20 protein-coding genes are annotated in these 19,867 nt (G+C 58.1%); 8 read left to right on the top strand and 12 right to left on the bottom strand.

Annotation, left to right across the window (positions count from 1 at the left end; translation table 11 throughout):
• Nucleotides 1–422: ABC transporter permease (locus ACRAUW_RS10250; RefSeq protein ID WP_431362194.1), on the top strand; the 422-nt coding region annotated here is incomplete at its 5' end.
• The gene (locus ACRAUW_RS10245) at nt 422–1,618 is read left to right on the top strand and encodes an ABC transporter permease (RefSeq protein ID WP_431362193.1); all 1,197 of its coding nucleotides are present in this window, start codon (nt 422–424) and stop codon (nt 1,616–1,618) included. The genes ACRAUW_RS10250 and ACRAUW_RS10245, both read left to right, overlap by 1 nt.
• 110 nt (nt 1,619–1,728) lie before the next feature.
• Here the strand turns inward: ACRAUW_RS10245 and ACRAUW_RS10240 are convergent, their stop codons facing one another.
• The 3 genes from ACRAUW_RS10240 to ACRAUW_RS10230 all read right to left on the bottom strand — a co-directional run bounded on the left by ACRAUW_RS10240 (nt 1,729) and on the right by ACRAUW_RS10230 (nt 4,105).
• Entirely contained in the window at nt 1,729–2,364 is a 636-nt protein-coding gene (locus ACRAUW_RS10240; RefSeq protein ID WP_431362192.1) for an SDR family oxidoreductase, read from the bottom strand.
• A 133-nt stretch (nt 2,365–2,497) separates the two neighbouring features.
• Complete coding sequence (locus tag ACRAUW_RS10235) at nt 2,498–3,346, bottom strand: DnaA ATPase domain-containing protein (RefSeq protein ID WP_263681303.1); 849 nt, start codon at nt 3,344–3,346, stop codon at nt 2,498–2,500.
• Nucleotides 3,347–3,421: 75 nt separating this feature from the next.
• A complete protein-coding gene (locus ACRAUW_RS10230; RefSeq protein ID WP_431362191.1) occupies nt 3,422–4,105 on the bottom strand; it encodes a DnaT-like ssDNA-binding domain-containing protein in 684 nt (227 codons plus the stop codon).
• 238 nt (nt 4,106–4,343) lie between these two features.
• Here ACRAUW_RS10230 and ACRAUW_RS10225 point away from each other — a divergent pair, with 238 nt between their 5' ends.
• Entirely contained in the window at nt 4,344–5,315 is a 972-nt protein-coding gene (locus ACRAUW_RS10225; RefSeq protein ID WP_431362190.1) for a response regulator, read from the top strand.
• A gap of 74 nt (nt 5,316–5,389) precedes the next feature.
• On the opposite strand, the gene ACRAUW_RS10220 is transcribed toward ACRAUW_RS10225, so the two are convergent.
• From ACRAUW_RS10220 to ACRAUW_RS10200, 5 genes are all read right to left on the bottom strand, one after another.
• Entirely contained in the window at nt 5,390–6,787 is a 1,398-nt protein-coding gene (locus tag ACRAUW_RS10220; protein ID WP_431362189.1) for a peptide MFS transporter, read from the bottom strand.
• Nucleotides 6,788–6,999: 212 nt separating this feature from the next.
• Complete coding sequence (gene galU / locus ACRAUW_RS10215) at nt 7,000–7,911, bottom strand: UTP--glucose-1-phosphate uridylyltransferase GalU (RefSeq protein ID WP_431362188.1); 912 nt, start codon at nt 7,909–7,911, stop codon at nt 7,000–7,002.
• Nucleotides 7,912–8,008: 97 nt separating this feature from the next.
• A complete protein-coding gene (locus ACRAUW_RS10210) occupies nt 8,009–8,329 on the bottom strand; it encodes a ComEA family DNA-binding protein (protein ID WP_431362187.1) in 321 nt (106 codons plus the stop codon).
• A 379-nt stretch (nt 8,330–8,708) separates the two neighbouring features.
• A complete protein-coding gene (gene pta / locus ACRAUW_RS10205; protein ID WP_431362186.1) occupies nt 8,709–10,889 on the bottom strand; it encodes a phosphate acetyltransferase in 2,181 nt (726 codons plus the stop codon).
• Between the two features lie 55 nt (nt 10,890–10,944).
• Nucleotides 10,945–12,147 carry an acetate kinase gene (locus ACRAUW_RS10200; RefSeq protein WP_005349210.1) on the bottom strand — a complete coding sequence of 401 codons (1,203 nt, stop codon included), beginning with the start codon at nt 12,145–12,147 and terminating at the stop codon, nt 10,945–10,947.
• Nucleotides 12,148–12,451: 304 nt separating this feature from the next.
• On the opposite strand from ACRAUW_RS10200, the gene yfbV reads away from it, so the two are divergent.
• The gene (gene yfbV / locus ACRAUW_RS10195) at nt 12,452–12,892 is read left to right on the top strand and encodes a terminus macrodomain insulation protein YfbV (RefSeq protein ID WP_431362185.1); all 441 of its coding nucleotides are present in this window, start codon (nt 12,452–12,454) and stop codon (nt 12,890–12,892) included.
• A gap of 59 nt (nt 12,893–12,951) precedes the next feature.
• Here yfbV and ACRAUW_RS10190 read toward each other — a convergent pair whose 3' ends face one another.
• The 3 genes from ACRAUW_RS10190 to ACRAUW_RS10180 all read right to left on the bottom strand — a co-directional run bounded on the left by ACRAUW_RS10190 (nt 12,952) and on the right by ACRAUW_RS10180 (nt 14,638).
• Nucleotides 12,952–13,452 (bottom strand): YfbU family protein, encoded by a 501-nt coding sequence (locus tag ACRAUW_RS10190; protein WP_005341125.1) that lies wholly within the window; start codon nt 13,450–13,452, stop codon nt 12,952–12,954.
• 163 nt (nt 13,453–13,615) lie between these two features.
• Entirely contained in the window at nt 13,616–14,080 is a 465-nt protein-coding gene (gene bcp, locus ACRAUW_RS10185) for a thioredoxin-dependent thiol peroxidase (RefSeq protein WP_335849226.1), read from the bottom strand.
• 24 nt (nt 14,081–14,104) lie between these two features.
• Complete coding sequence (locus tag ACRAUW_RS10180; protein WP_005349229.1) at nt 14,105–14,638, bottom strand: glycine cleavage system protein R; 534 nt, start codon at nt 14,636–14,638, stop codon at nt 14,105–14,107.
• A gap of 205 nt (nt 14,639–14,843) precedes the next feature.
• On the opposite strand from ACRAUW_RS10180, the gene dapA reads away from it, so the two are divergent.
• The 3 genes from dapA (at nt 14,844) to ACRAUW_RS10165 (ending at nt 18,122) form a co-directional block, all read left to right on the top strand.
• Nucleotides 14,844–15,731: a 4-hydroxy-tetrahydrodipicolinate synthase gene (gene dapA / locus ACRAUW_RS10175; RefSeq protein ID WP_005349232.1), complete on the top strand. Its 888-nt coding sequence runs from the start codon at nt 14,844–14,846 to the stop codon at nt 15,729–15,731.
• The gene (gene bamC, locus ACRAUW_RS10170; RefSeq protein ID WP_431362184.1) at nt 15,724–16,851 is read left to right on the top strand and encodes an outer membrane protein assembly factor BamC; all 1,128 of its coding nucleotides are present in this window, start codon (nt 15,724–15,726) and stop codon (nt 16,849–16,851) included. Before dapA ends, bamC begins: the two co-directional genes overlap by 8 nt.
• 167 nt (nt 16,852–17,018) lie before the next feature.
• The gene (locus ACRAUW_RS10165; protein WP_431362183.1) at nt 17,019–18,122 is read left to right on the top strand and encodes a phosphoribosylaminoimidazolesuccinocarboxamide synthase; all 1,104 of its coding nucleotides are present in this window, start codon (nt 17,019–17,021) and stop codon (nt 18,120–18,122) included.
• A gap of 127 nt (nt 18,123–18,249) precedes the next feature.
• Here the strand turns inward: ACRAUW_RS10165 and ACRAUW_RS10160 are convergent, their stop codons facing one another.
• Nucleotides 18,250–18,852: a short chain dehydrogenase gene (locus ACRAUW_RS10160; protein WP_431362182.1), complete on the bottom strand. Its 603-nt coding sequence runs from the start codon at nt 18,850–18,852 to the stop codon at nt 18,250–18,252.
• Between the two features lie 97 nt (nt 18,853–18,949).
• Here ACRAUW_RS10160 and ACRAUW_RS10155 point away from each other — a divergent pair, with 97 nt between their 5' ends.
• Entirely contained in the window at nt 18,950–19,849 is a 900-nt protein-coding gene (locus tag ACRAUW_RS10155; RefSeq protein WP_431362195.1) for a LysR family transcriptional regulator, read from the top strand.
• Nucleotides 19,850–19,867: the final 18 nt, after the last annotated feature.

Below are 19,867 nucleotides of genomic sequence, written 5' to 3'. Positions count from 1 at the left end.
GCTTCTCCTACCCCATGCACGGTAGCTGGCTGGTGCTGGTGGTTGGGCTGGGGCTGGCCTCGGCCGCCTGCGTCACCATGGGGGCTTTTTTCTACGGCATCATCCGGGATCCGGCGCGCGCCCTGTCGTTGGCTGGGGCTTACACGGCGCCCGGTTTCGCCTTTATGGGGGTCACCTTTCCGGTGAGCGCCATGGGGGAATTTGCCCGCTTCTGGCGCAGCCTGTTGCCGGTCTCCCACTATGTGGAGTTGCAAATTGGCCAGAGCAACTACGGTCTGCCCCTCGCATCGGCCCTGCCACAACTGGGTGCGCTGTTGCTGTTCCTGCTCCCCTTGCTGCTGGTGGTGCGCCGTTACAAACAGCAGACCGAGCAGGCCCGTCAATCAGTCGCAGTGGCGATCGTCGAAAAGGAGCCTGAGTGATGCTGGGATTTGTCGATCTGTTGCGCCTCGAGTTGCGCACCCTGCTGGCGGATCGCGCCATCATGCTCACCCTGTTTGGTGGGGTGTTCTTCTACTCGTTTCTCTATCCCCAGCCCTATCTGCATCAGTTGCCGCGGGAAGAGGCGGTGGTGGTGGTCAACGACGATGGCAGTCAGTTGTCCCGTCAGCTGGAGTTTATGGCCGATGCCACGCCGCAGGTGAAGCTGGTGGCGCGGGCCAATTCGCTGGCCGAGGCGCGCCAGCTGATGATGGCCGGGGAGGCGAGCGGCATCCTGCATATCCCCAACCACTTCTATCGGGATCTGATGCTGGGCAAGAGCGTCACCCTGAGTTATGCCGGTGATGCCTCCTACTTTCTGGTCTACGGCACCATTGCCGAAGGACTGGCGCAGGCCGGTGGCACTCTCGCCGCGCAGGTGAAGGTGGCGCGGCTGCTGAGCCACGGCGAGGCGCTGCCACAAGCGGCCATGGGCTGGAATGCGGTGGCCCTCAACGTGGTGCCGGTGTTCAACCCCACCATGGGCTATGTGAATTACGTGGTGCCGGCAGTGTTCGTGCTGATCCTCCATCAGGTGTTGCTGATGGGGGCAGGGATCTTGGGGGCGACCCAGAACCAGCGCAGTTGCCGCGGCGAGCATGGCTACTGGCAAAACGCGCCGGTGTTGCCGCTGCTGCTGGCCAGAACCCTGGTGCTGGCGGGGTTGTTCCTGCTGCCGGTGAGCTACTTCCTCGGCTTCTGCTTCGATCACTACAATATCGCTCGTCATGCAGATCCGCTGGAGCTGTGGCTGTTTGCCCTGCCGTTCCTGCTGGCGACCTGCTGGTTTGGCGTGGTGCTGGGCGCCATCTTTACCCGGCGGGATCTGCCAACTCAGGTGGTGCTGATCTCCTCTCTGCCGCTGGTCTTTCTGGCGGGCTTTATCTGGCCGTTGGAGCTGATCCCGGCCCCCCTCAACTGGCTGGCTCAGTGGGTGCCCACTATCCCCGCCATCGAGGGTTTTCTGCGCCTCAATCAGATGGGGGCCGACTTTGCGCAGGTTGCCAGTTACTGGTGGCAGCTGTGGGGACTGGCGTTGGTCTACGGTGCGCTGGCCTGCCTGCTGCTGCGCTGGCGACAGCAGTTGTTGCCAGTGGCCAGCCAGCCGATCGTGCAGAGTGAAACCACCGCCGGTTAAGCGGGATGGCGCAAGTGCCCGTGAGATAGCGTGTGCGGTATAGCGAAAACGGTCAGCCCTTGGGCTGACTGTTTTGTTATGTGGTTGGGTTAAGCGGTTTTACTGCTTGTTTAGCCACGCTGGAGTTCGGGATCCCCGATGGCGTAGATCTGCCCCACCGCTGTCTCATCCGCCAGCAGGCGCAGCCCTTGGGCGGCTACATCGGCGCGGCGTACCAGTCCATGTACCTCCTTGCCCTGACTCAGTTCGGCGCGGCCGGTGGCGTCGCCATCCTGCAGGCCCGCCGGGCGCAGAATGGTCCATGCGAGGGCGCTGGTCTGCAGCCAGCTCTCCGCCAGACTCTTGAGGCGCACCTCGTGGCCGAAGGCGGCGCGGGCCCGCTGCGGCAAATATTGCCAGCTGTCGCCGCAGCCGAGGGAGGTGACCAGCAGCAGCCGTTTCAGGCCTGCCTGCTCCATGGCATCGATCACATGGCGGTTGCCCTGATAGTCCACCGGCGCCGTTTGACGGAAGCTGCCCAGTGTAGAGACGACCTGTGCATCTTGCCCTGCCCGAACACATGCCTGCTGCACCGCAGCCGGATCCAGCGCATCCCCTTCGATCACCTCAACTTCCAGCGTACTCAGTTCGGTGGCCATCTCGGGGCTGCGCACCAGCGCAACGACCCGGTGCCCCTGGTTCAGGGCGTGGTGAGTAAAGGCGCGGCCCAGCCCGCGGCTGGCTCCGAAAATCAGTGTGGTTGGCATAGCTGAGCTCCCTTGGCAAAAGGGGCTAGCCTAGTGGCTTGTGTGCTTGCTGTAAATGAGAGTTGTTTCTATTTGTGAGCTGACAGGGAGGAGAAGGTGCGAGCCGTCAGCGACTCGCACTCTTTGAGAGGCATCAGCCGTTGTAGTTGCCGATGCTGGGGCGACGGCTGGGGCCATTCATATGGATAGCAACAGCAGGGCTGAATGCCTTAAGGGCTTCAAAGCAAAAGTCCCCGATCGCCTGATGCAGGGTCTCTGGCGTATGGTTAGTAATTAAGATGACGCTCTTTGACAGATTGCGACGGCGGCGCAGCAGGTGGCCGAGGAAGCTGGACTGGCTCTCCGCCATTTTGGCGCGGTTGGCTGCTACTTCATCGATGATCAGCAGATCCACCTCTTCCAGTGCGCGGCGATACTGGTTGCGTTCTTCTTGGTCGGGGATGACGTTGAAGAAGAGGCGATCGACGATGGAGGCCCACTGCTGGAAGATCACCGATTTCTGGTGAAGGGAGATTAGTTCGTGAGCGACTGCACCAGCTAGAGTGGACTTGCCGGTTCCATAGTCTCCATGGATTAGCATGCAACTCCCTCCCCATTGTTCAAAACCGCAGATGAATTGACGCGCTGTTTCTATCGGATATTGCAGGATTGGGTCTGTGGTATCCATTTTCTCAAATACCCAATTCGGATTGAGGTCGGCCTGGGTGATAAGTTTCTGGATCCGCTCCTGACGGGCCGCCTTCTGCAGCTCGCGTACCTCGGCGTTGGCCTTGGCGTCGTACTCTTTACGCAGGGTCTCGTAGTCATACTGGCTGCCACCTGTCTGGGCCTGTAGGCGGCGGATACGTTCTAACAGCCCACTAACATGGCTACTCAGTTCGGGGTCATGTGCCCTCTGAGCCTGTTTGTTTTGAGTTTGTTTTTGGAGTTTATTTTCGATCTCTTTCAGATCCTGGAGGTGTGGTTCATATGGTTTAGTCATTGGGCACTCCTTTTGGATGCTGATCACGTAGCTCAATATCTTACTATGTTCGCGAAAATTTACTGGAAGATGAGTTTAGTTCTCATCTTTTTGATTCTTTTTTGCTTCGTGTTGGCGTCGTGCGTCTTTCAAGATCTCTAACGCACGTTTATTTGATTCAGTATCAATCGAGGAAGTTACGTTCACCTGCTGGTAGCCCTGCACTTCCATCGGCTTGCGACGGGTGTAGCGGCGGGTCTTGAGGGCGCGAATAAACTTGAGCATCCATTGATGCTGGGAGTCGAACACCTCGGGGCGCCCCAGCCAGTAGGCGATAAATTCCCCCAGATCCTCTTCGCTGTAGCTGGCATCGATCACCCCGCACAGGCGGGCGAGGGCGGGCAGATCTTCGTCCGGGCGCCACTGCAGATGCATCTGGAAGGGGCGCTCCGGCAGCGGGCTGCGCAATTTCTGGGTCAGTAGCGGCAACTGGAACGGGCACTGATGGTAGTGCTCACTCTCAGGCTGAGCCTCGACCTGCAGCAGGCCCGCCTCCATCAGTTCATCGAACAGCTCGGTGAGCTGGCGGGCATTGACCTGAAACGAGAAGCCGCAGGGATCGCTAGGGTCGACCACTGCCAGCGCCCGACCCAGCTCGGGATAGTTGAGCCGGGCCGCCTGATTTTCCAGCACCAGTCGACGCAGCTGCAGGGTATAGAGACTGCGAGCAGGATGGGACAATCTGGGGTGGGCAAGGGCGCTGTATTCGGCTGGGGTCATGGTCTTCTTCACGAGCTGGAGTGGGGGCATTATCCCTTATGACGCCCACTTGCACAATTCGCATGGCGGTAGCGACATTGTGGGGAGAGGTTGTGGCGCTATGTGATTGTTAATAGAACAATATGTTGTTCACGACCCGAGGCAGGGTTATTTTTGACACATCGTTTCCGCGGATACCGGACTTTTGAACTAGTCTTAATACCTAAATAACCAATTGACTAATAAGAGCTTTATCAAAATGCCAAAAGCTGGGCTACGGATCCTGGTGGTGGAGGACGAGGCCGTTTTTCGCCACTCGTTAGTGAGTTACCTCGCACGGGACGGGGCAACGGTGTTTCAGGCCGAAGATGGTATTGAGGGGCTATCGGCGGCGGCGCTCTACCATCCCGATGTGGTGCTCTGCGATCTCAATATGCCCAATATGGATGGTCACGAGGTGATCGCCTGCCTTTCTGCGCGCTATCCCCATATTCCGGTTATCGTCATTTCGGCCCAGAGCACCATGGAGGCGGTCGCCAGCGCCTTGCGTGCCGGTGCGCGGGACTATCTGCTCAAACCTCTCGAGAATTACGCGCTGGTCGAGCGCAGCATCGAACAGTGTCTCAACGGCGGTGTCAACCGGTCGCAGCAGCTGGAGCTGATGGAGCACATCGACTACTTCAGTGCCCACGACAAGGCGGCCAGCCGTCTGCTGGCGGGGCTCAAGCCTCCGCGGTTGCAGGAGTGGGGCCCCTGGCAGGTTACGTTCAAGGGGCTGGGGCAGTTGTTTATACCCGATACCTTCAAGGTGGAAGACAAGCTGCTGGTGTTGGTGATGGAGCTGCCGATCATGGGTACGGATGCAGCATTTTGCGGGGCCTTGGTGCGCTCCTTGATGAACGTCCCCTACCGTCAGTTTCAGCAGAACGAGAGCCGGTTGCTGAGCCAGCCACACCGGTTGCTCGACTACCTCAACCACCAACTGATGGAGTCCGGGCTTCGTCACTCTTTTGCCATGGCGGCGCTGCTGTTTGATCAGCACGATGGGCTGGTGTTTGCCAACGCAGGGCTCACCTCTCCCCACTGGCTGATGCGCTCCGGTGGCTTGCCCCTTGGCCTGATGCGCAGCAGTCACTACGCCCTGCACAAACGCAGCTGGCATGAACCGTTCGCCCTGCAGTTTCGCAGTGACAGCGGCGGCTCGCTGGATGTGCAGGTGCGCTATCACTGACGCCGCATGATAAACAGGCCAAAACAAACAGGGCGCCGATGGGCGCCCTGTTTGTTGTTTACAATCCTGACCGCTTAGACGGCGGCGGAGTGCAGTTTTTTCTCTTGCGCTTGCGGCGCTTTGGCCGGGCCTTCGGCACCGTGCATCCAGTAAACCAGGCGGTTGGCCATGGTCAGCAGGATCAGGGCGCTCAGTATCGCAGCCAGGGCGATGCCACCGAAGATGGCGATCGGACCGGCTTCACCCACGAAGGAGCCGATAAAGCCCGCAGCGTAGTTGGCCAGAGCCACGAAGCCAAACCAGGCACCCATCATCAGGGAAGCCAGACGCAGCGGAGCCAGCTTGGTTACCATGGAGAGGCCGATCGGGGAGAGGCAGAGCTCGCCCAGGGTGTGGAACAGGTACGCGCCAACCAGCCAGAACATGGAGGTCTTGACGGTGTTGTCACCACCTTGCTGCAGCACGGCACCCACCATGAACAGGAAGCCGACAGCCAGGAACAGCAGACCCATGGCGAATTTCACCGGAGAGTTCGGCTCTTTCTTGCCGAGCTTGATCCAGATGGCCGCAACGACCGGTGCCAGGGTGATGATGAAGAAGGGGTTCAGGGACTGGAACCAGGCGGTCGGCACTTCGAAGCTGCCGATCATGCGGTCGGTATACTCCTGGGTGTAGAGGTTCATCAGACCACCGGCCTGCTCGAAACCGGCCCAGAAGATGATGGTGAACAGACCCAGTACCAGAATAACCTTGATGCGATCCACTTCCTGCTTGGTCAGCGGTGCTTTCTGCTCGGTAGTACGCAGAGCGGCTGCGCGCTGGGCGGCAGTGACGCGACCGATGTCACCCAGGAAACGCTGGGCCATGGTGGCCTGGATCACCAGAGAGAGCAGCATGCCGATACCGGCGCCGACGAAGGCAGCTTGCCAGCCGTAGGCGGTGGCGGCAGCACCACAGATCACACCTGCCAGCAGGGAACCCAGGTTGATGCCCATGTAGAAGATGGTGAAGGCGCCATCACGACGGTGGTCACCCTCTGCATAGAGGTCGCCTACCATGGTGGAGATGTTCGGCTTGAACAGACCGTTACCCACGATCAGCAGCGCGAGGCCCGCGTAGAACATGGTGTTGACCATATCCGGAAACATGGCGTGGGGCAGTGCCAGAGTGAACTGACCTGCGGCCATCAGCACGGCACCGATCAGGATGGCGCGACGTTGACCCAGGAAGGTGTCAGCCAGCCAGCCGCCGATCAGCGGAGTGATATAAACCAGACCGGTATAGATACCGTAGAGTTTGAGGGCATCTGCCTGACTCCAGCCCAAACCGCCGTTGGCAGTCAGGTCGGTCAGATAGAGCACCAGCACGGCACGCATGCCGTAATAGGAGAATCTCTCCCACAATTCGGTACTAAAGAGCAAAAAAAGCCCTTTAGGGTGACCTAAAAAGGTCCCTTTTGACGGGTTATTCATTGGAACTTCCACCTGTGTTTTATACTTTTTTGAGTTTTTTATGCAAGGGCGAGGAACGCGCCTCAATCCTTATAGAACATGTGTGAATAAATTACAACTTTATGATTTACTGAGATTTTATTTTGTGATGGTTGGTTTTTTGTTGCAAAAAAGAAAAAAGAGCATCATTTGATGCTCTTTGAATATCTCTATAAAAACAGATTTATCAGTGATTACAACTGCTTGACGAACTGCTTCAGCCAGCCGATGAATTCACCGTTCAGCTCCTGATGGCGTACAGCATATTCCACATTGGCTTTCATATAGCCGAGCTTGCTGCCGCAATCGTGGCTCTTGCCCTTCATGAAGTAGGCGTTGACCTGTTCCTGCTCCATCAGCATGGCGATGGCGTCCGTCAGCTGGATCTCGTCACCGGCACCGGCCGGGGTTTTTTCCAGCAGCGGCCAGATATTGGACGAGAGTACATAACGACCCACGACCGCCAGATTGGACGGGGCCTCGTCACGGGGCGGCTTCTCGACAATGGCGTGCATCGGCAGGGACATCCCCTCAGTCAGCGCCTCGCCTTTGATATCGGCGATGCCGTACTTGTCCACTTCGCTCTCGGGTACCGCTTCCACCATGATCTGGCTGATCTGTTCCTCTTCAAACAGATGCACCATTTCGGCCAGGTTGTCTTTTTTCTGATCACTGGCCACATCATCGATCAGTACATCCGGCAGCAGTACGGCGAAGGGGTTATCACCGATCAACGGGCGGGCACACAGCACAGCGTGACCCAGCCCTTTTGCCTCGCCCTGGCGGACGTGCATGATGGTGACGTCTTTCGGGCAGATCTGTTGCACCTCTTCCAGCAGCTGACGCTTGACTCGCTTCTCGAGGGTCGCTTCCAGTTCGAAACTCTTGTCGAAGTGGTTCTCGATGGAGTTTTTACTGGAATGGGTGACCAGAATGATCTCCTTGATCCCAGCGGCGATGGCTTCGCGCACTACATACTGGATCAGCGGTTTGTCGACCACCGGCAGCATCTCTTTCGGGATGGCCTTGGTGGCGGGAAGCATACGGGTACCCAGACCGGCTACCGGGAGCACGGCCTTGCGAACAACAAGAGGAGTCTTTTTCATGGAAAACTATCCAGCGGGATTTAAAGTGCGGCCATGATACTCCAAGAAAAATGGGGCAGCCACAGGCTGCCCCATATGTATATGCAGTGCTCGGACGTTATTTGACGATGATCATGTCACGGTTGGCTTCCAGCGTGGCCGGGCCTATGCCATTCACATCGGCCAGCTGATCGATCGAGGTGAACTTTCCCTGTTTTTCCCGATAGTCAACGATGGCTTGTGCCTTCTTGTCGCCAATTCCTTTCAGGTTGGTGAGTTCGGCAGGGGTCGCCGTATTGATATTCAGTTTGCCATCCTCTTTGGCGACCGAGGTTGTGGTTGTTTGCTTGGGGGTTGCCTTATCTGCCGCCAGCACGGGTTGGCTGAACAAGGGCAAGCAGGCCAGCAGCATGACTGCAGAGAGTTTCTTCATCAGCATTTCCATTCCTCCATGATGTTGGATTTTGCCGTGTGGGCACTTTGAGAAATAGCGTATCGAACGGGTCTTTTTCACTGCTATTTCTAACAGCTCAAATCCTCATGCCGATGGTGAAAGATTTGCTATAAGCGCTCTGCTATGAATGCTCTCGTATACCCAATCTTATGATCTTGAATGTATTTCATACATCCTCTTGACGTGGCTAGTATGCTTCCCTGCTGATGCGCTACTCAAACTATCGATTGCGCCACACATGGCATTATTCTGCATAGTGCCGTGCTGATGGTATGTTTGACTGGCCTTCAAAAGAGAACCAATAAAAAAGGCTGCTCAACTGGGTGAGCAGCCTTTAAGATCGGTTTTTTCAGGCGGATGCTGATTAAGCTTGTTCGTCAGCCTGAGCAGCCTGGATACCGGTCAGGGCGATGGTGTAGACGATGTCGTCAACCAGGGCGCCGCGGGAGAGGTCGTTGACCGGCTTGCGCATGCCTTGCAGCATCGGGCCGATGGAGACCAGGTCAGCAGAACGCTGTACCGCCTTGTAGGTGGTGTTACCTGTGTTCAGATCCGGGAAGACGAACACGGTCGCTTTACCGGCAACCGGTGAGTTAGGCGCCTTGGACTTGGCCACGTTCTCCATGATGGCCGCATCGTACTGCAGCGGGCCATCGATGATGAGGTCGGGACGCTTGGCTTTGGCCAGCTCGGTCGCTTCACGCACCTTGTCCACATCGGCGCCGGCGCCAGAGGTACCGGTAGAGTAGGAGATCATGGCGACGCGCGGCTCGATGCCGAAAGCGGCAGCAGAGTCGGCGGACTGAATGGCGATCTCGGCCAACTGCTCGGCAGTGGGGTCCGGGTTGATCGCGCAGTCACCGTAGACCAGAACCTGGTCAGGCAGCAGCATGAAGAAGATGGAGGAGATCAGGGAAGAGCCCGGAGCGGTCTTGATGATTTGCATCGGCGGACGGATGGTGTTGGCAGTGGTGTGCACTGCGCCGGACACCAGGCCGTCAACTTCATTGCGCTCCAGCATCATGGTACCCAGTACCACGTTGTCTTCCAGCTGCTCGCGGGCAACCACTTCGGTCATGCCCTTGTTCTTGCGCAGCTCGACCAGACGCGGCACATAGCGCTCGCGCACAACAACCGGATCGATGATCTCGACGCGATCGGTCAGAACCACACCCTGCTGCTCGGCAACACGACGGATCTCTTCCGGGTTACCCAGCAGCACAGGACGGGCAATGCCACGCTCGGCACAGATGGCGGCAGCCTTGATGGTGCGCGGCTCGTCGCCTTCCGGCAGCACGACACGCTTGTTGGCCTGACGGGCCAGCTCGGTCAGCTGATAACGGAATGCCGGCGGGCTCAGACGGCGGGAACGGGTAGAGCTGACGGTCAGCGACTCGATCCAGTGTTTGTCGATGTGGCCAGCCACATAATCCTGCACCAGCTCGATACGCTCGCGGTCATCTTCCGGAATGTCGACGTTGAAGTTCTGCAGGCTGACGGCGGTCTGCCAGGTGTTGGTACCGGTCATCATGATCGGCAGGCCGGTGGCCATGGCCTGTTGGCACAGCGCCATTACTTGCGGCTCCGGATGATAGTTACCGGTCAGCAGCAGGGCACCCAGCTTGACGCCATTCATGGCGGAGAGGCAGGCAGAGACGATGACGTCAGAGCGGTCGCCGGAGGTCACCAGCAGGCTGCCCGGTCGGAAGTGCTCAACCATGTTGTGGATGGAGCGGGCGCAGAAGGTCACGGTCTGCAGGCGGCGGCTGTCCAGCTCACCCTTGTGCAGGATCTTGGCGGCCAGATGCTTGGCGAGATCCTTGGCGCGCGGGGCGATCAGCTGGGTGTTCCAGGGGATGCAACCCAGGATGCGCAGCGGGCTCTTGCCGAATACTTGCAGCACTTCCAGGTTGTGGGCGGCGTCGGAAGCGTGGTGATGGGCTTCGAACATCTCGGTCAGGTCAGGGCGGGTTACGCCATGCTCGTCAACCGGCGCGCCAACCTTGTTGATCACGCAGCCAACGATACGGGGGTTGTTGACACCACCGAAGTTGGAGCAGGCCAGTTCGATGCGCTCTTTGAGCTTCTGGCTGGAGTCATGGCCAGGGTGGGTCACGAATACCATGTCGGCATCCAGCGCCTTGGCCACGTCATAGTTCAGCTTGTTGGCAAAGGGCTGCTTGTCGGTCGGCACCATACCTTCGACAACCAGCACTTCGGCACCACTGGATTTCACGTGCTCTTCGAAGCGGGCAACGATCTCTTCCAGCAGGATATCGGTGTTACTGGAGCTGATCATGTTCTCGGCGTAGGAGAGGGTGAACGGCTCGGGCGGGTTGATGTTGGCAGCAGCGCGGATAACGGCGGTTGAGCGCTCGGCGCCGGTTTCACCCGGACGCGGCTGGGCAACCGGTTTGAAGAAGCTGACATTGACACCGTGACGCTCCATGGCGCGAACAACGCCAAGGCTTACGGAAGTTACGCCGACACCAGTGCCGACCGGGATAAGCATAATAGTGCGTGCCACTTTATACCCCTTGTTCATTTTTTGGGATCAGGAAAAGGCCGCCCTGGTGGGCGGCCTCGAGTTACTGCATTAATTAAGCGCCGACCAGTTCCAGCGCGTCGTGGGCGATAACCCACTCTTCATTGGTCGGGATAACCAGGGCCTTGGTAGAACCAGCCTTGGTGATCTCGCCACCCTTGCCGAAACGAGCCTTCAGGTTGGCGTCGTGATCAACGTCAAAGCCCAGCAGACCCAGCTTGTTCAGGGTGATTTCACGGATCGGGGCGGAGTTTTCACCGATACCACCGGTGAAAACAACGGCGTCCAGACGACCGTCCATGGCGGCAGCGTAGGCGCCGATGTACTTGGCCAGGCGATAGCAGTAAACATCCATAGCACGCTTGGCTTCTTCTTTGCTGTCGTAGTTGTCTTCAACAAAACGGCAGTCGGAGGTGACTTCGGTCAGACCCTGCAGGCCGGACTCTTTGGTCAGCATGGTGTTGATATCGGCCACGCTCATGCCCAGCTTATCGTGCAGGAAGAAGATGATGGCCGGGTCCAGATCACCGGAGCGGGTACCCATAACAAGGCCTTCCAGCGGGGTCAGGCCCATAGAGGTATCAACAGATTTGCCGTTCTTGATGGCGCAGACGGAACCGCCGTTGCCCAGGTGGCAGTTGATGATGTTCAGCTCTTCAACCGGCTTGTTCAGCTGCTTGGCAGCTTCCAGGCTGATGTAGTAGTGGCTGGTGCCGTGAGCGCCGTAGCGACGGATGCCGTTCTCTTTGTAGAGCTTGTACGGCAGGGCGTACAGGAAGGCTTCTTCCGGCATGGTCTGGTGGAACGCGGTATCGAATACGGCCACGTTCTTGTCAGCCAGCGCCGGGAATACGCGGCGGGCTTCGCGGATACCGATCAGGTGGGCCGGGTTGTGCAGCGGCGCGTACGGAACGGCGGCTTCGATGCCGGCAATCACGTCTTCGCAGATGACCACGGAAGAGGTGAAGCGCTCACCACCGTGAACAACACGGTGACCGATGGCGATCAGATTTTTGGACAGTTCTGGGTTGAGCGGCAGGATCTTGTTGACGATGAAGTCCAGCGCTTCCTGGTGAGCGGCACCAGCGCCCAGATCGGCACTGCCTTTCTCGCCATTCAGTTTCCACTTGATGCGGGCGTCGTCGAGGTTGAAGCATTCGGCCAGGCCGGACAGCAGGTCATCACCGGTGGTTGCGTCAATGACAGCAAACTTCAGGGAAGAGCTGCCACAGTTAAGAACAAGAACCAGCTTACTCATGAATAAATCCTATCGCAGATTGGGTTGTGTAGGCGGATGCGTTGGACGCGGTGCGGCCAAAAACTTTCAACTTATCCTTATGAGGGTTGGCAATCTGTTGCTTGCCCCTTGTATAGTGATACAAGACCCGAAATCCAGACGTCCCTGACAGGTCAATAGCAAGATGCTTTTGACGCAAAAATGGGCGTATAAAGGATAACCCGATTGTTGAAAAATAACAAAGTCATCCTCAATCTTTGTTACTTCGCATCAAATATTGTCGAGGTTTTGCCGTTAGTGCGTTCAAAAAGCGCTCGGAGGTAGCATGAGCATGAACATTTTTGGAACTAAGTTACAGCAAGGCCGCCATTATATGACGCTTTGGCCGCGCCGTCCCGAGCTCAATTCGATGTTTCCTGAAAATCGGGTGATCAAGGCGACCGAATTCGCTCTCAGGGTGATCCCCGCGCTGGCTGTGCTGAGCGTGATGCTGCAGTTCCAGTTTGGCGAGCTGCACTACTGGCCTTCCGTCATCACTTCCGTGCTGTTTCTGCTCAGTTTGCCGCTGCAGGGCTACTACTGGCTCGGCCAGCGTGCCGACACCCGCTTGCCCCCGTCGCTGGCGAGCTGGTATCGGGAGATCAACGGCAAGATGAACGAGCAGGGTGGCCGCCGCCAGCTGGTGTCTCAGCCTCGCTATGAAGAGCTGGCCGATACCCTCAATGCCGCCTTCCAGCAGCTCGATAAATCCTTTCTCTACGAATAACCCGATTCAGATGCAAAAAGGCGCCACTGGCGCCTTTTTTGTTGTCTGGTAGCCTGCCATCAGGCAGCCAGCACCTTGCGGATCTCCTGGATGGATAGCTTGTACTGACGGGGGCACTGGCGCCACACCTGCAGCATCCGCTGGTATTTGTCGCGCATGGCGATGTCGCTGGAGAGCTCATCGCACGGGCACTTGAGCTCGGGGAAGCGCTTGTCCACCTCCAGCAGGAAGCAGACGTAGTCGGCCAGCTCACGCTCCTGACTGCGGCTGTAGCCGTTGAACTCCAGCCGGCTGGCATTGATCTCGCCCTGATCGGCAGCATCCAGATTGCCCCATGAGATGGCCAGTGCGTGGTGCAGCTCCAGGGTGTCGATTACCTCCTGGCAGGTCGCCAGATCCAGATGGCCGAAGCTTTTCTCCAGCTCGAGGATCTGCAGGCAGTAGCCGCGCTCGATGATGGTGCTGGCGCGCTGGTAGACGTCCGCTTTCTCCGGATTGAGTTTCGCCAGAATTTCGTACTGGTTGCTCAGGATCAAACGCTCAGTGTTGCTCATGTTCATGGGATATCTCGCTGGAAGATGATTCTGGGGTCACGTTAACCCATATATAAAATGAATTTTTTGATCTGGGCGGGGGAGTTGGTGAGAAAAATCCGCTGGCAAGGGGCGGCTGATCAGACGAAAAAGGCCTGCATGGCAGGCCTTTCAATGACGCAGGGGAGGGTTATTCCTTGAGGAAATCCAGTACCACCTGATGGTGATCGCTGGTTTTGAACTTGTCGAAGTGGTGGGCAATTTTGCCGTCTTCATCGATCAGGAAGCTCTGACGGTGAATGCCGTCATACTCCTTGCCCATAAACTTCTTCGGGCCCCAGACGCCAAAGGCATCGGCTACTGCGTGGTCTTCATCGGCCAGCAGAGTGAAGTTGAGCTGGTCCCGCTCTTCGAACTTTTTCAGCCGTTTGGCCGGATCCGGGCTGATGCCAAGCACCACCACATTGAGGGCGGCCAGCTCGGCGTTCACATCGCGCAGGCTGCAGGCCTGGGTGGTGCAGCCAGGGGTCATCGCCTTGGGATAGAAGTAGACCAGCACTTTTTTGCCGCGCAGGCCAGCGAGGCTGACCTGATTGCCATTCTGGTCGGGCAGGGAGAAATCGGGGGCGGGGCTGCCAGCTTGTAGTGGTTGCATGGGGTCTCCTCGGGTAAAACGCCCTCAGGCGTGTTTGCGATTGACGATAAACTCGAACGATTCGGCACCCAGTTGACGACAGAATTCGGCGAAGGCGGTTTGCGAACCTTCTACTTCACCCTCTCTGGCCAGATTGAGCTGAAAACTGATCTTCAGCAGGTTGAACGGCTGCTGCTCCAGGGTCATGGATTGCATCGCCTGAATGTTCCAGCCATGTTCGCTGAAGAACTGGGTGCACTGGCTTACGATGCCGGGCTCGTCGCGGATCAACAGGTCGGCACTGGCGCGGACGTCATACTGCAGGGACTGGTGGCGTTCGGTGCGTTTCATCATGGTGATGAGATCCCACTCCTGGCTACGCAGGGGCAGGCTGATTTCGAGTTGCATCATGCTGTTCCAGTCGCCCGAGAGTAGCATGATAAAGGTAAATTCATTGCCGAAGATGCCAAGGCGGCTGTCCACAATGTTGCAACCACAGCCACTGACGTGGCGGGTCACTTCATTGACGATGCCAGGCCTGTCCGTGCCGATGGCCGTTACGACCAGGTAGTGAGTCATAAATCTTCTCTCGTCCGTTATTTCGTTGCGAAAGCCGCGCTGGCAAGCCAACCCTCCGGCCCTGATGACCACTCCCTGAGGGGGGCTGCCGACTTTCGTCCATTACTTTTTGTGCCGGATGGTATCACGGCTTGCCCCCTCTCTCCCTTGTTTTTCAAAGGGGTCAGCTTTACCATTACGCCCCTGAAAATCGGGAGAAAAGTCCATGTTACGCGGTAGTATTGTTGCGCTCGTTACCCCCATGCTGGCTTCAGGTGAAGTCGATTGGGCCAGTCTGGCCAAGCTGGTCGACTATCATGTCAGCGCCGGGACCAGCGCCATTGTTGCGGTGGGTACCACAGGGGAATCGGTGACCCTGAGCGAGCAGGAGCATATCGCCGTCGTTGAAAAGACCGTTGAGTATGCCGCCGGACGCATTCCCGTCATCGCCGGTTGCGGCTCCAACAATACCGCCCACGCCATTGAATTGGCCAAGCGACTGGCCAAAACCGGCGTGGTGGCGGGCCTCTCGGTGACTCCTTACTACAACAAGCCCACTCAGGAAGGTCTCTATCGCCACTATTGTGCGATCGCCGAGGCTAGTGGTCTGCCCCAAATTCTTTATAATGTGCCCGGTCGCACCTGTTGCGACCTCAAACCGGAGACCGTGGCCCGTCTGGCCAAGGTTCCCGGCATTATCGGTTTGAAAGAGGCAACCGGCGATTTGAGCCGCACCCCGCTGCTGCGTGAGCTGTGCGGGCCGGAGTTTGCTCTCTACAGTGGCGACGATGCCACTGGTTGTGATTTTATGCTGCAAGGTGGCGATGGCGTGATTTCGGTCACCACCAATATTGCAGCGGCCCAGATGGCCGACATGTGTCGTGCTGCGCTGGCCGGTGATGCCGGGCAGGCGCATGACATCAACAATCTCTTGATGCCGTTGCACAAGACTCTGTTCTGCGAACCGAGCCCCACCCCGGTGAAATGGGCCTGTGCCCAACTGGGGTTGATTGCAACAGCCACCTTGCGCCTGCCGCTGGTTGACCTCACCCCCGAGGGCGAACAGCTGATGGCGCGAGCACTGACCACAGCGGAGTTGATGGCGAGTGTTTAAATCTAATGGAAAGGGAAATAGAGCCCGTCTGGTGCTGAGCGTTGCGACTGTGGCCGTATTGGCCGGTTGCAGCACCCCCCAGGATCGCAAAATGGCCAACCGCGACTTCGGTTATGAAGATGCCCGCCTCGAGGGCCGCGCGTTCTTGATCCCCGCAGGATTGAGTGCCCCCACCTTCAACAGCCAGTACGACATCCCGCCGCTTCCCGAAAGCAGCCGTGAAGGTGCCCTCGGCGCCCAGGTTGATGTGCGCCCACCCGCTCAACTGCTGACCGTGGTGCCGGGCAGTCAGGTGATGCAGAGCGCAACCGAACCGACAGTTGCCTTCTATGCCCTGAGCACCAGCCAGAGCGTGGAGCGCGATACCTGGTCGTTCCTGATGAACTTCCTGGCCAAATACAAGGTCACCACCGAGAAGCTGGATCAGCAGGATGGCGTATTGCAGACCGGCTGGTTTGACAACACGGTCGCCCTCGATGGCTGGGGTGAAGATGACGAAGACTTCAAAATCCGTCAGCGTTACCAGTTCACCGTGCGCAACGATGCCCAGCGCCACGCCGTCAACATGTCGGTCCGGGTACTGGATCACGAAGAGACCATCGATGGCGAGACCAGCAACAAGCTGACCCCTGCCGATGCCCAGCGCTATGCTGCGCGAGTGCTGAACCAGTTCTCGCTCTATTACGACAGCCAGCTGAAAGCCCGCGAGCAGCACAAGTCCAACGATGGCATGGGTCTGCAACTGGGTCTGGACAACAACGAACTGAGCGCCTGGATTGCCGAAGGCTCCTTTGATCAGGTGTGGCGTCGCCTCAACCAGGTACTGCCCGCTTACGGTTTCGCCATCAAGGATACCCAGCAGTCACTGGGCTGGATCGACGTCGAGTACGAAGAGCCGGGTGCCGAGTTCTGGAAGGCGAAAGGGAGCGAGCCGTTCAAACTGGAGGAGGAGAAATACCGCTTCCAGCTTGGCGAAATGGCGGGAGGCAAGACCTCCATCACCCTGTTCGACAAGGACAAGAAGCCGGTATCGTCCGGGGTTATCTCCCAGATGTATATCAGCCTGTCCGAGGCGTTCGCCAAGGGGCTGGCCGATCAGGCAGCAGCAAAAGCAGAATAAATACAGGGGCCTTGTGCCCCTGTTTTGTTATCTGAATCCCCCTGAAAACGCGGGGATTCCGAGCGGTTTTCGATGATGCGAGCCCCCTTGCCAGCCCGTTGCAAACAGAGCGTGCAGGTGAGGGACTCGCGATGTTTACCCCCCACAAACAGGAAGTGTTATTAGCCATGAGTCTTGCAGATCAAGTATTGGCGGTGAATGACGATTTGCCGATCCGTACCGATAAACCTGTCCATTCCGGCAAAGTGCGCAGCGTCTACTGGTTGACCCCCGAAGACAGTGCCCGGCTCATAAAAGAGAAAGGCTATGATGTGCCGGCCGATACGCCCCTCGCCCTCATGGTGATCAGCGATCGCATCTCGGCCTTCGATTGCATCTGGCAAGGTGTGGATGGCCTGAACGGCGTACCGGGCAAGGGCGCTGCGCTCAACGCCATCTCCAGCCACTGGTTCAAGCTGTTCAAGGAGAAGGGACTGGCCGACAGCCACATTCTGGATATTCCGCACCCCTTCGTCTGGATTGTGCAAAAAGCCCGTCCGGTGATGATCGAGGCGATTGCCCGCCAATACATCACCGGCTCCATGTGGCGTGCCTACAAGGATGGCGAGCGCGAGTTCTGCGGCATCACCCTGCCGGAAGGGCTCAAAAAGGATCAGAAGCTGCCGGAGATCCTCATCACCCCGTCTACCAAGGGTGTGCTGAAAGGGCTGGATGGCGTGCCGGAAGCCGATGACGTCAACGTCTCCCGTGCCGATATCGAGCGCCACTATAAAGGCTTCAACTTCAGCAAACCGGCCGACATCGACCGCTACGAAGTGCTGCTCAAAGAGGGCTTCAACGTCATCAGCGACGCGCTGGCCGGGCTGGATCAGATCTTCGTCGATACCAAGTTCGAATTTGGTTACGTCCACGATGCGGCAGGCAACGAGAAGCTGATCTACATGGACGAAGTGGGCACCCCCGACAGCTCCCGTATCTGGGATGGCGCGGCCCTGCGCGACGGTCAGATTGTCGAGAAGTCGAAAGAGGGTTTCCGTCAGTGGCTGCTCAACCACTTCCCGGATCCGGACATCCTGCTCAACAAGAACCGCATGCCGGAACGTTTTGCCCTGGCCCGCGACAACAAGCTGCCGACCGAAGTGATGATGGATATCTCCAACACCTATGTCGGGATCGCCGAGAAGATCATCGGCCACAAGCTGGCGCGTTCTGCCAATCCCAAGCAGGAGATCATCGAGGTGCTGCGCGAGCAGTACGGTCTGATCGACTAAGGGTTCCTCTCTTTTTTGTCGCCAACAAACAAACGTTTGCTGGCGGCAAAGGAGATAGGCAGAGAAACAGACGGGCCCCATTGCGGGGCCCGTTTTTATTGTTAGTCTGCCAGCAAGCGAGCAGCGCTCAACCGTTGACTCTGAACACCTGACCGGTCTGGATGCCCAACACCGACTTCTTGTAAGCCTGCGCTACCTTGGCGGCGGGCACCGGCACGAAGCCCGGGAAGAAGTCGGCGTATTTGTCCATCGACTCCGCCAGCACGGTGGGGCTCACCACATTGATGCGAAGGCCCCTGGGTAGCTCGCAGGCGGCCGCTTTCACAAAGTGATCGATGGCGCCGTTGACGGTGCTGGCGCTCACGCCCCAGTTGATCGGCTCTTCGCTCAGGATGCCGCTGATCAGGGTGATGGATCCCCTGTCATTGAGATGGGGAATGGCGGCTCGGGTCAGGTTGATCTGGCCCATCAGCTTGCTCTCCAGTCCCACCTGCCACTGCTCGTCGGTCATTTCGGTCAGACCGTTGAAGGCCACGCTGCCGCTGGCGACAACCAGTGCATCAAACTGGCCCAGCTTGGCGAACAGCGCCTTGATGGAGGCGGGATCGCGCATGTCGACCGTAGCATCACCACGGCTGTGGCCGACCCGGATCACCTGATGATCTTTGGCAAGCAGTTCATTGACCGCGGAACCGACGGTGCCGGAGGCACCCACAATCACAATTTTCATCTGCATCACTCCTGGTTGGGATGTATCGATTCTAGCGCAACAGAAAATGCGAAAAAGCGCGTAAAACAAACCCATTGTTTCCATATTGGAGCTAATGATGGATATCGCCCATCTGGCCAGCTTTTACGAGGTGGTGCTGCGCGGCAGTTTCTCGGCTGCGGCCGATACGCTGGGGGTCAGCAAGGGGATGCTGAGCCGCCACGTCAGCGCGCTGGAGATCTCCCTCAATGTGCAGCTGTTGCAGCGCACCACCCGCCGCCTCAGCCTGACCGAGGCGGGCAAGACCCTCTACCAGCAGGCGGGGGAGATCTTCGCGCTAGCTAGGCAGGCGGAGCAGGATATTCAGGCGCTGACCGAAGAGGATGGCGGCCGCCTGCGCTTTACATGCCCGGTCAGCACCGGCGATCACATGGTGAGCGAGCTGCTGACCAGCTTTGCCGCGCTCTGTCCGGGAGTGGAGGTGGAGCTCAATTTTACCAACCAGATGGTCGACATGAGTCAGGGGGAGAACGACATCGCCCTGCGCGCCATGAACGAGGTGCCGGACAATCTGGTCGCACTTCCTCTTGGCCGACTCAAGGATGTGGTGGTGGCCAGCCCCGCACTGGTGGCGCGAGAGGGGCGTCCTGCCACCCCCTATGAACTGAGCGGGTGCAGCTGCCTGTTGCAGGGACACAATCCGGCTTGGGAGCAGTGGCACTTTATCCGTGAGGGGGAAGAGGCCCACATTCTGGTACAGGGCAAGGTGCGGGCCAACCACTACAGCACAGTGTTGCAATTGGCGCGCGCCGGTATGGGCTATGCGAAGTGCCCGCTGATGCTGGTGGAGTCGCTGCTGACGGCGGGGGAGCTGGTGACCGTGCTTGACGAGTGGCAGAGCGGCCTGCATCAGCTTCATGTGCTGCATGCCCAGCAGCGGCGGGTGCCACGCAAGATCCGGTTGTTCAAGCAGGTGCTGAACCAGTGGTTTGCCGAGCGACCTAACTACCTGTTCTGAGTGAGTCATATTTTGTCA

The organism is Aeromonas sp. (assembly GCF_050633025.1).
In the GTDB taxonomy this organism is placed as follows: domain Bacteria; phylum Pseudomonadota; class Gammaproteobacteria; order Enterobacterales; family Aeromonadaceae; genus Aeromonas.
Note: the sequence above shows the minus strand (reverse complement) of the source record. Positions and strands in the feature narration are given on the sequence as shown.

Excerpts from the sequence above, each read along its gene's own strand:
- ACRAUW_RS10225 (WP_431362190.1), top strand. The coding sequence starts at position 4,344 with ATGCCAAAAGCTGGGCTACGGATCCTGGTGGTGGAGGACGAGGCCGTT.
- galU (WP_431362188.1), bottom strand. The coding sequence starts at position 7,911 with ATGAAAAAGACTCCTCTTGTTGTTCGCAAGGCCGTGCTCCCGGTAGCC.
- pta (WP_431362186.1), bottom strand. The coding sequence starts at position 10,889 with ATGAACAAGGGGTATAAAGTGGCACGCACTATTATGCTTATCCCGGTC.
- ACRAUW_RS10235 (WP_263681303.1), bottom strand. The coding sequence starts at position 3,346 with ATGACTAAACCATATGAACCACACCTCCAGGATCTGAAAGAGATCGAA.
- ACRAUW_RS10180 (WP_005349229.1), bottom strand. The coding sequence starts at position 14,638 with ATGACTCACTACCTGGTCGTAACGGCCATCGGCACGGACAGGCCTGGC.
- ACRAUW_RS10245 (WP_431362193.1), top strand. The coding sequence starts at position 422 with ATGCTGGGATTTGTCGATCTGTTGCGCCTCGAGTTGCGCACCCTGCTG.
- ACRAUW_RS10210 (WP_431362187.1), bottom strand. The coding sequence starts at position 8,329 with ATGCTGATGAAGAAACTCTCTGCAGTCATGCTGCTGGCCTGCTTGCCC.
- yfbV (WP_431362185.1), top strand. The coding sequence starts at position 12,452 with ATGAGCATGAACATTTTTGGAACTAAGTTACAGCAAGGCCGCCATTAT.
- ACRAUW_RS10165 (WP_431362183.1), top strand. The coding sequence starts at position 17,019 with ATGAGTCTTGCAGATCAAGTATTGGCGGTGAATGACGATTTGCCGATC.
- ACRAUW_RS10155 (WP_431362195.1), top strand. The coding sequence starts at position 18,950 with ATGGATATCGCCCATCTGGCCAGCTTTTACGAGGTGGTGCTGCGCGGC.
- ACRAUW_RS10160 (WP_431362182.1), bottom strand. The coding sequence starts at position 18,852 with ATGAAAATTGTGATTGTGGGTGCCTCCGGCACCGTCGGTTCCGCGGTC.
- ACRAUW_RS10240 (WP_431362192.1), bottom strand. The coding sequence starts at position 2,364 with ATGCCAACCACACTGATTTTCGGAGCCAGCCGCGGGCTGGGCCGCGCC.
- dapA (WP_005349232.1), top strand. The coding sequence starts at position 14,844 with ATGTTACGCGGTAGTATTGTTGCGCTCGTTACCCCCATGCTGGCTTCA.
- ACRAUW_RS10230 (WP_431362191.1), bottom strand. The coding sequence starts at position 4,105 with ATGACCCCAGCCGAATACAGCGCCCTTGCCCACCCCAGATTGTCCCAT.
- bcp (WP_335849226.1), bottom strand. The coding sequence starts at position 14,080 with ATGCAACCACTACAAGCTGGCAGCCCCGCCCCCGATTTCTCCCTGCCC.
- ACRAUW_RS10220 (WP_431362189.1), bottom strand. The coding sequence starts at position 6,787 with ATGAATAACCCGTCAAAAGGGACCTTTTTAGGTCACCCTAAAGGGCTT.
- ACRAUW_RS10200 (WP_005349210.1), bottom strand. The coding sequence starts at position 12,147 with ATGAGTAAGCTGGTTCTTGTTCTTAACTGTGGCAGCTCTTCCCTGAAG.
- ACRAUW_RS10190 (WP_005341125.1), bottom strand. The coding sequence starts at position 13,452 with ATGAACATGAGCAACACTGAGCGTTTGATCCTGAGCAACCAGTACGAA.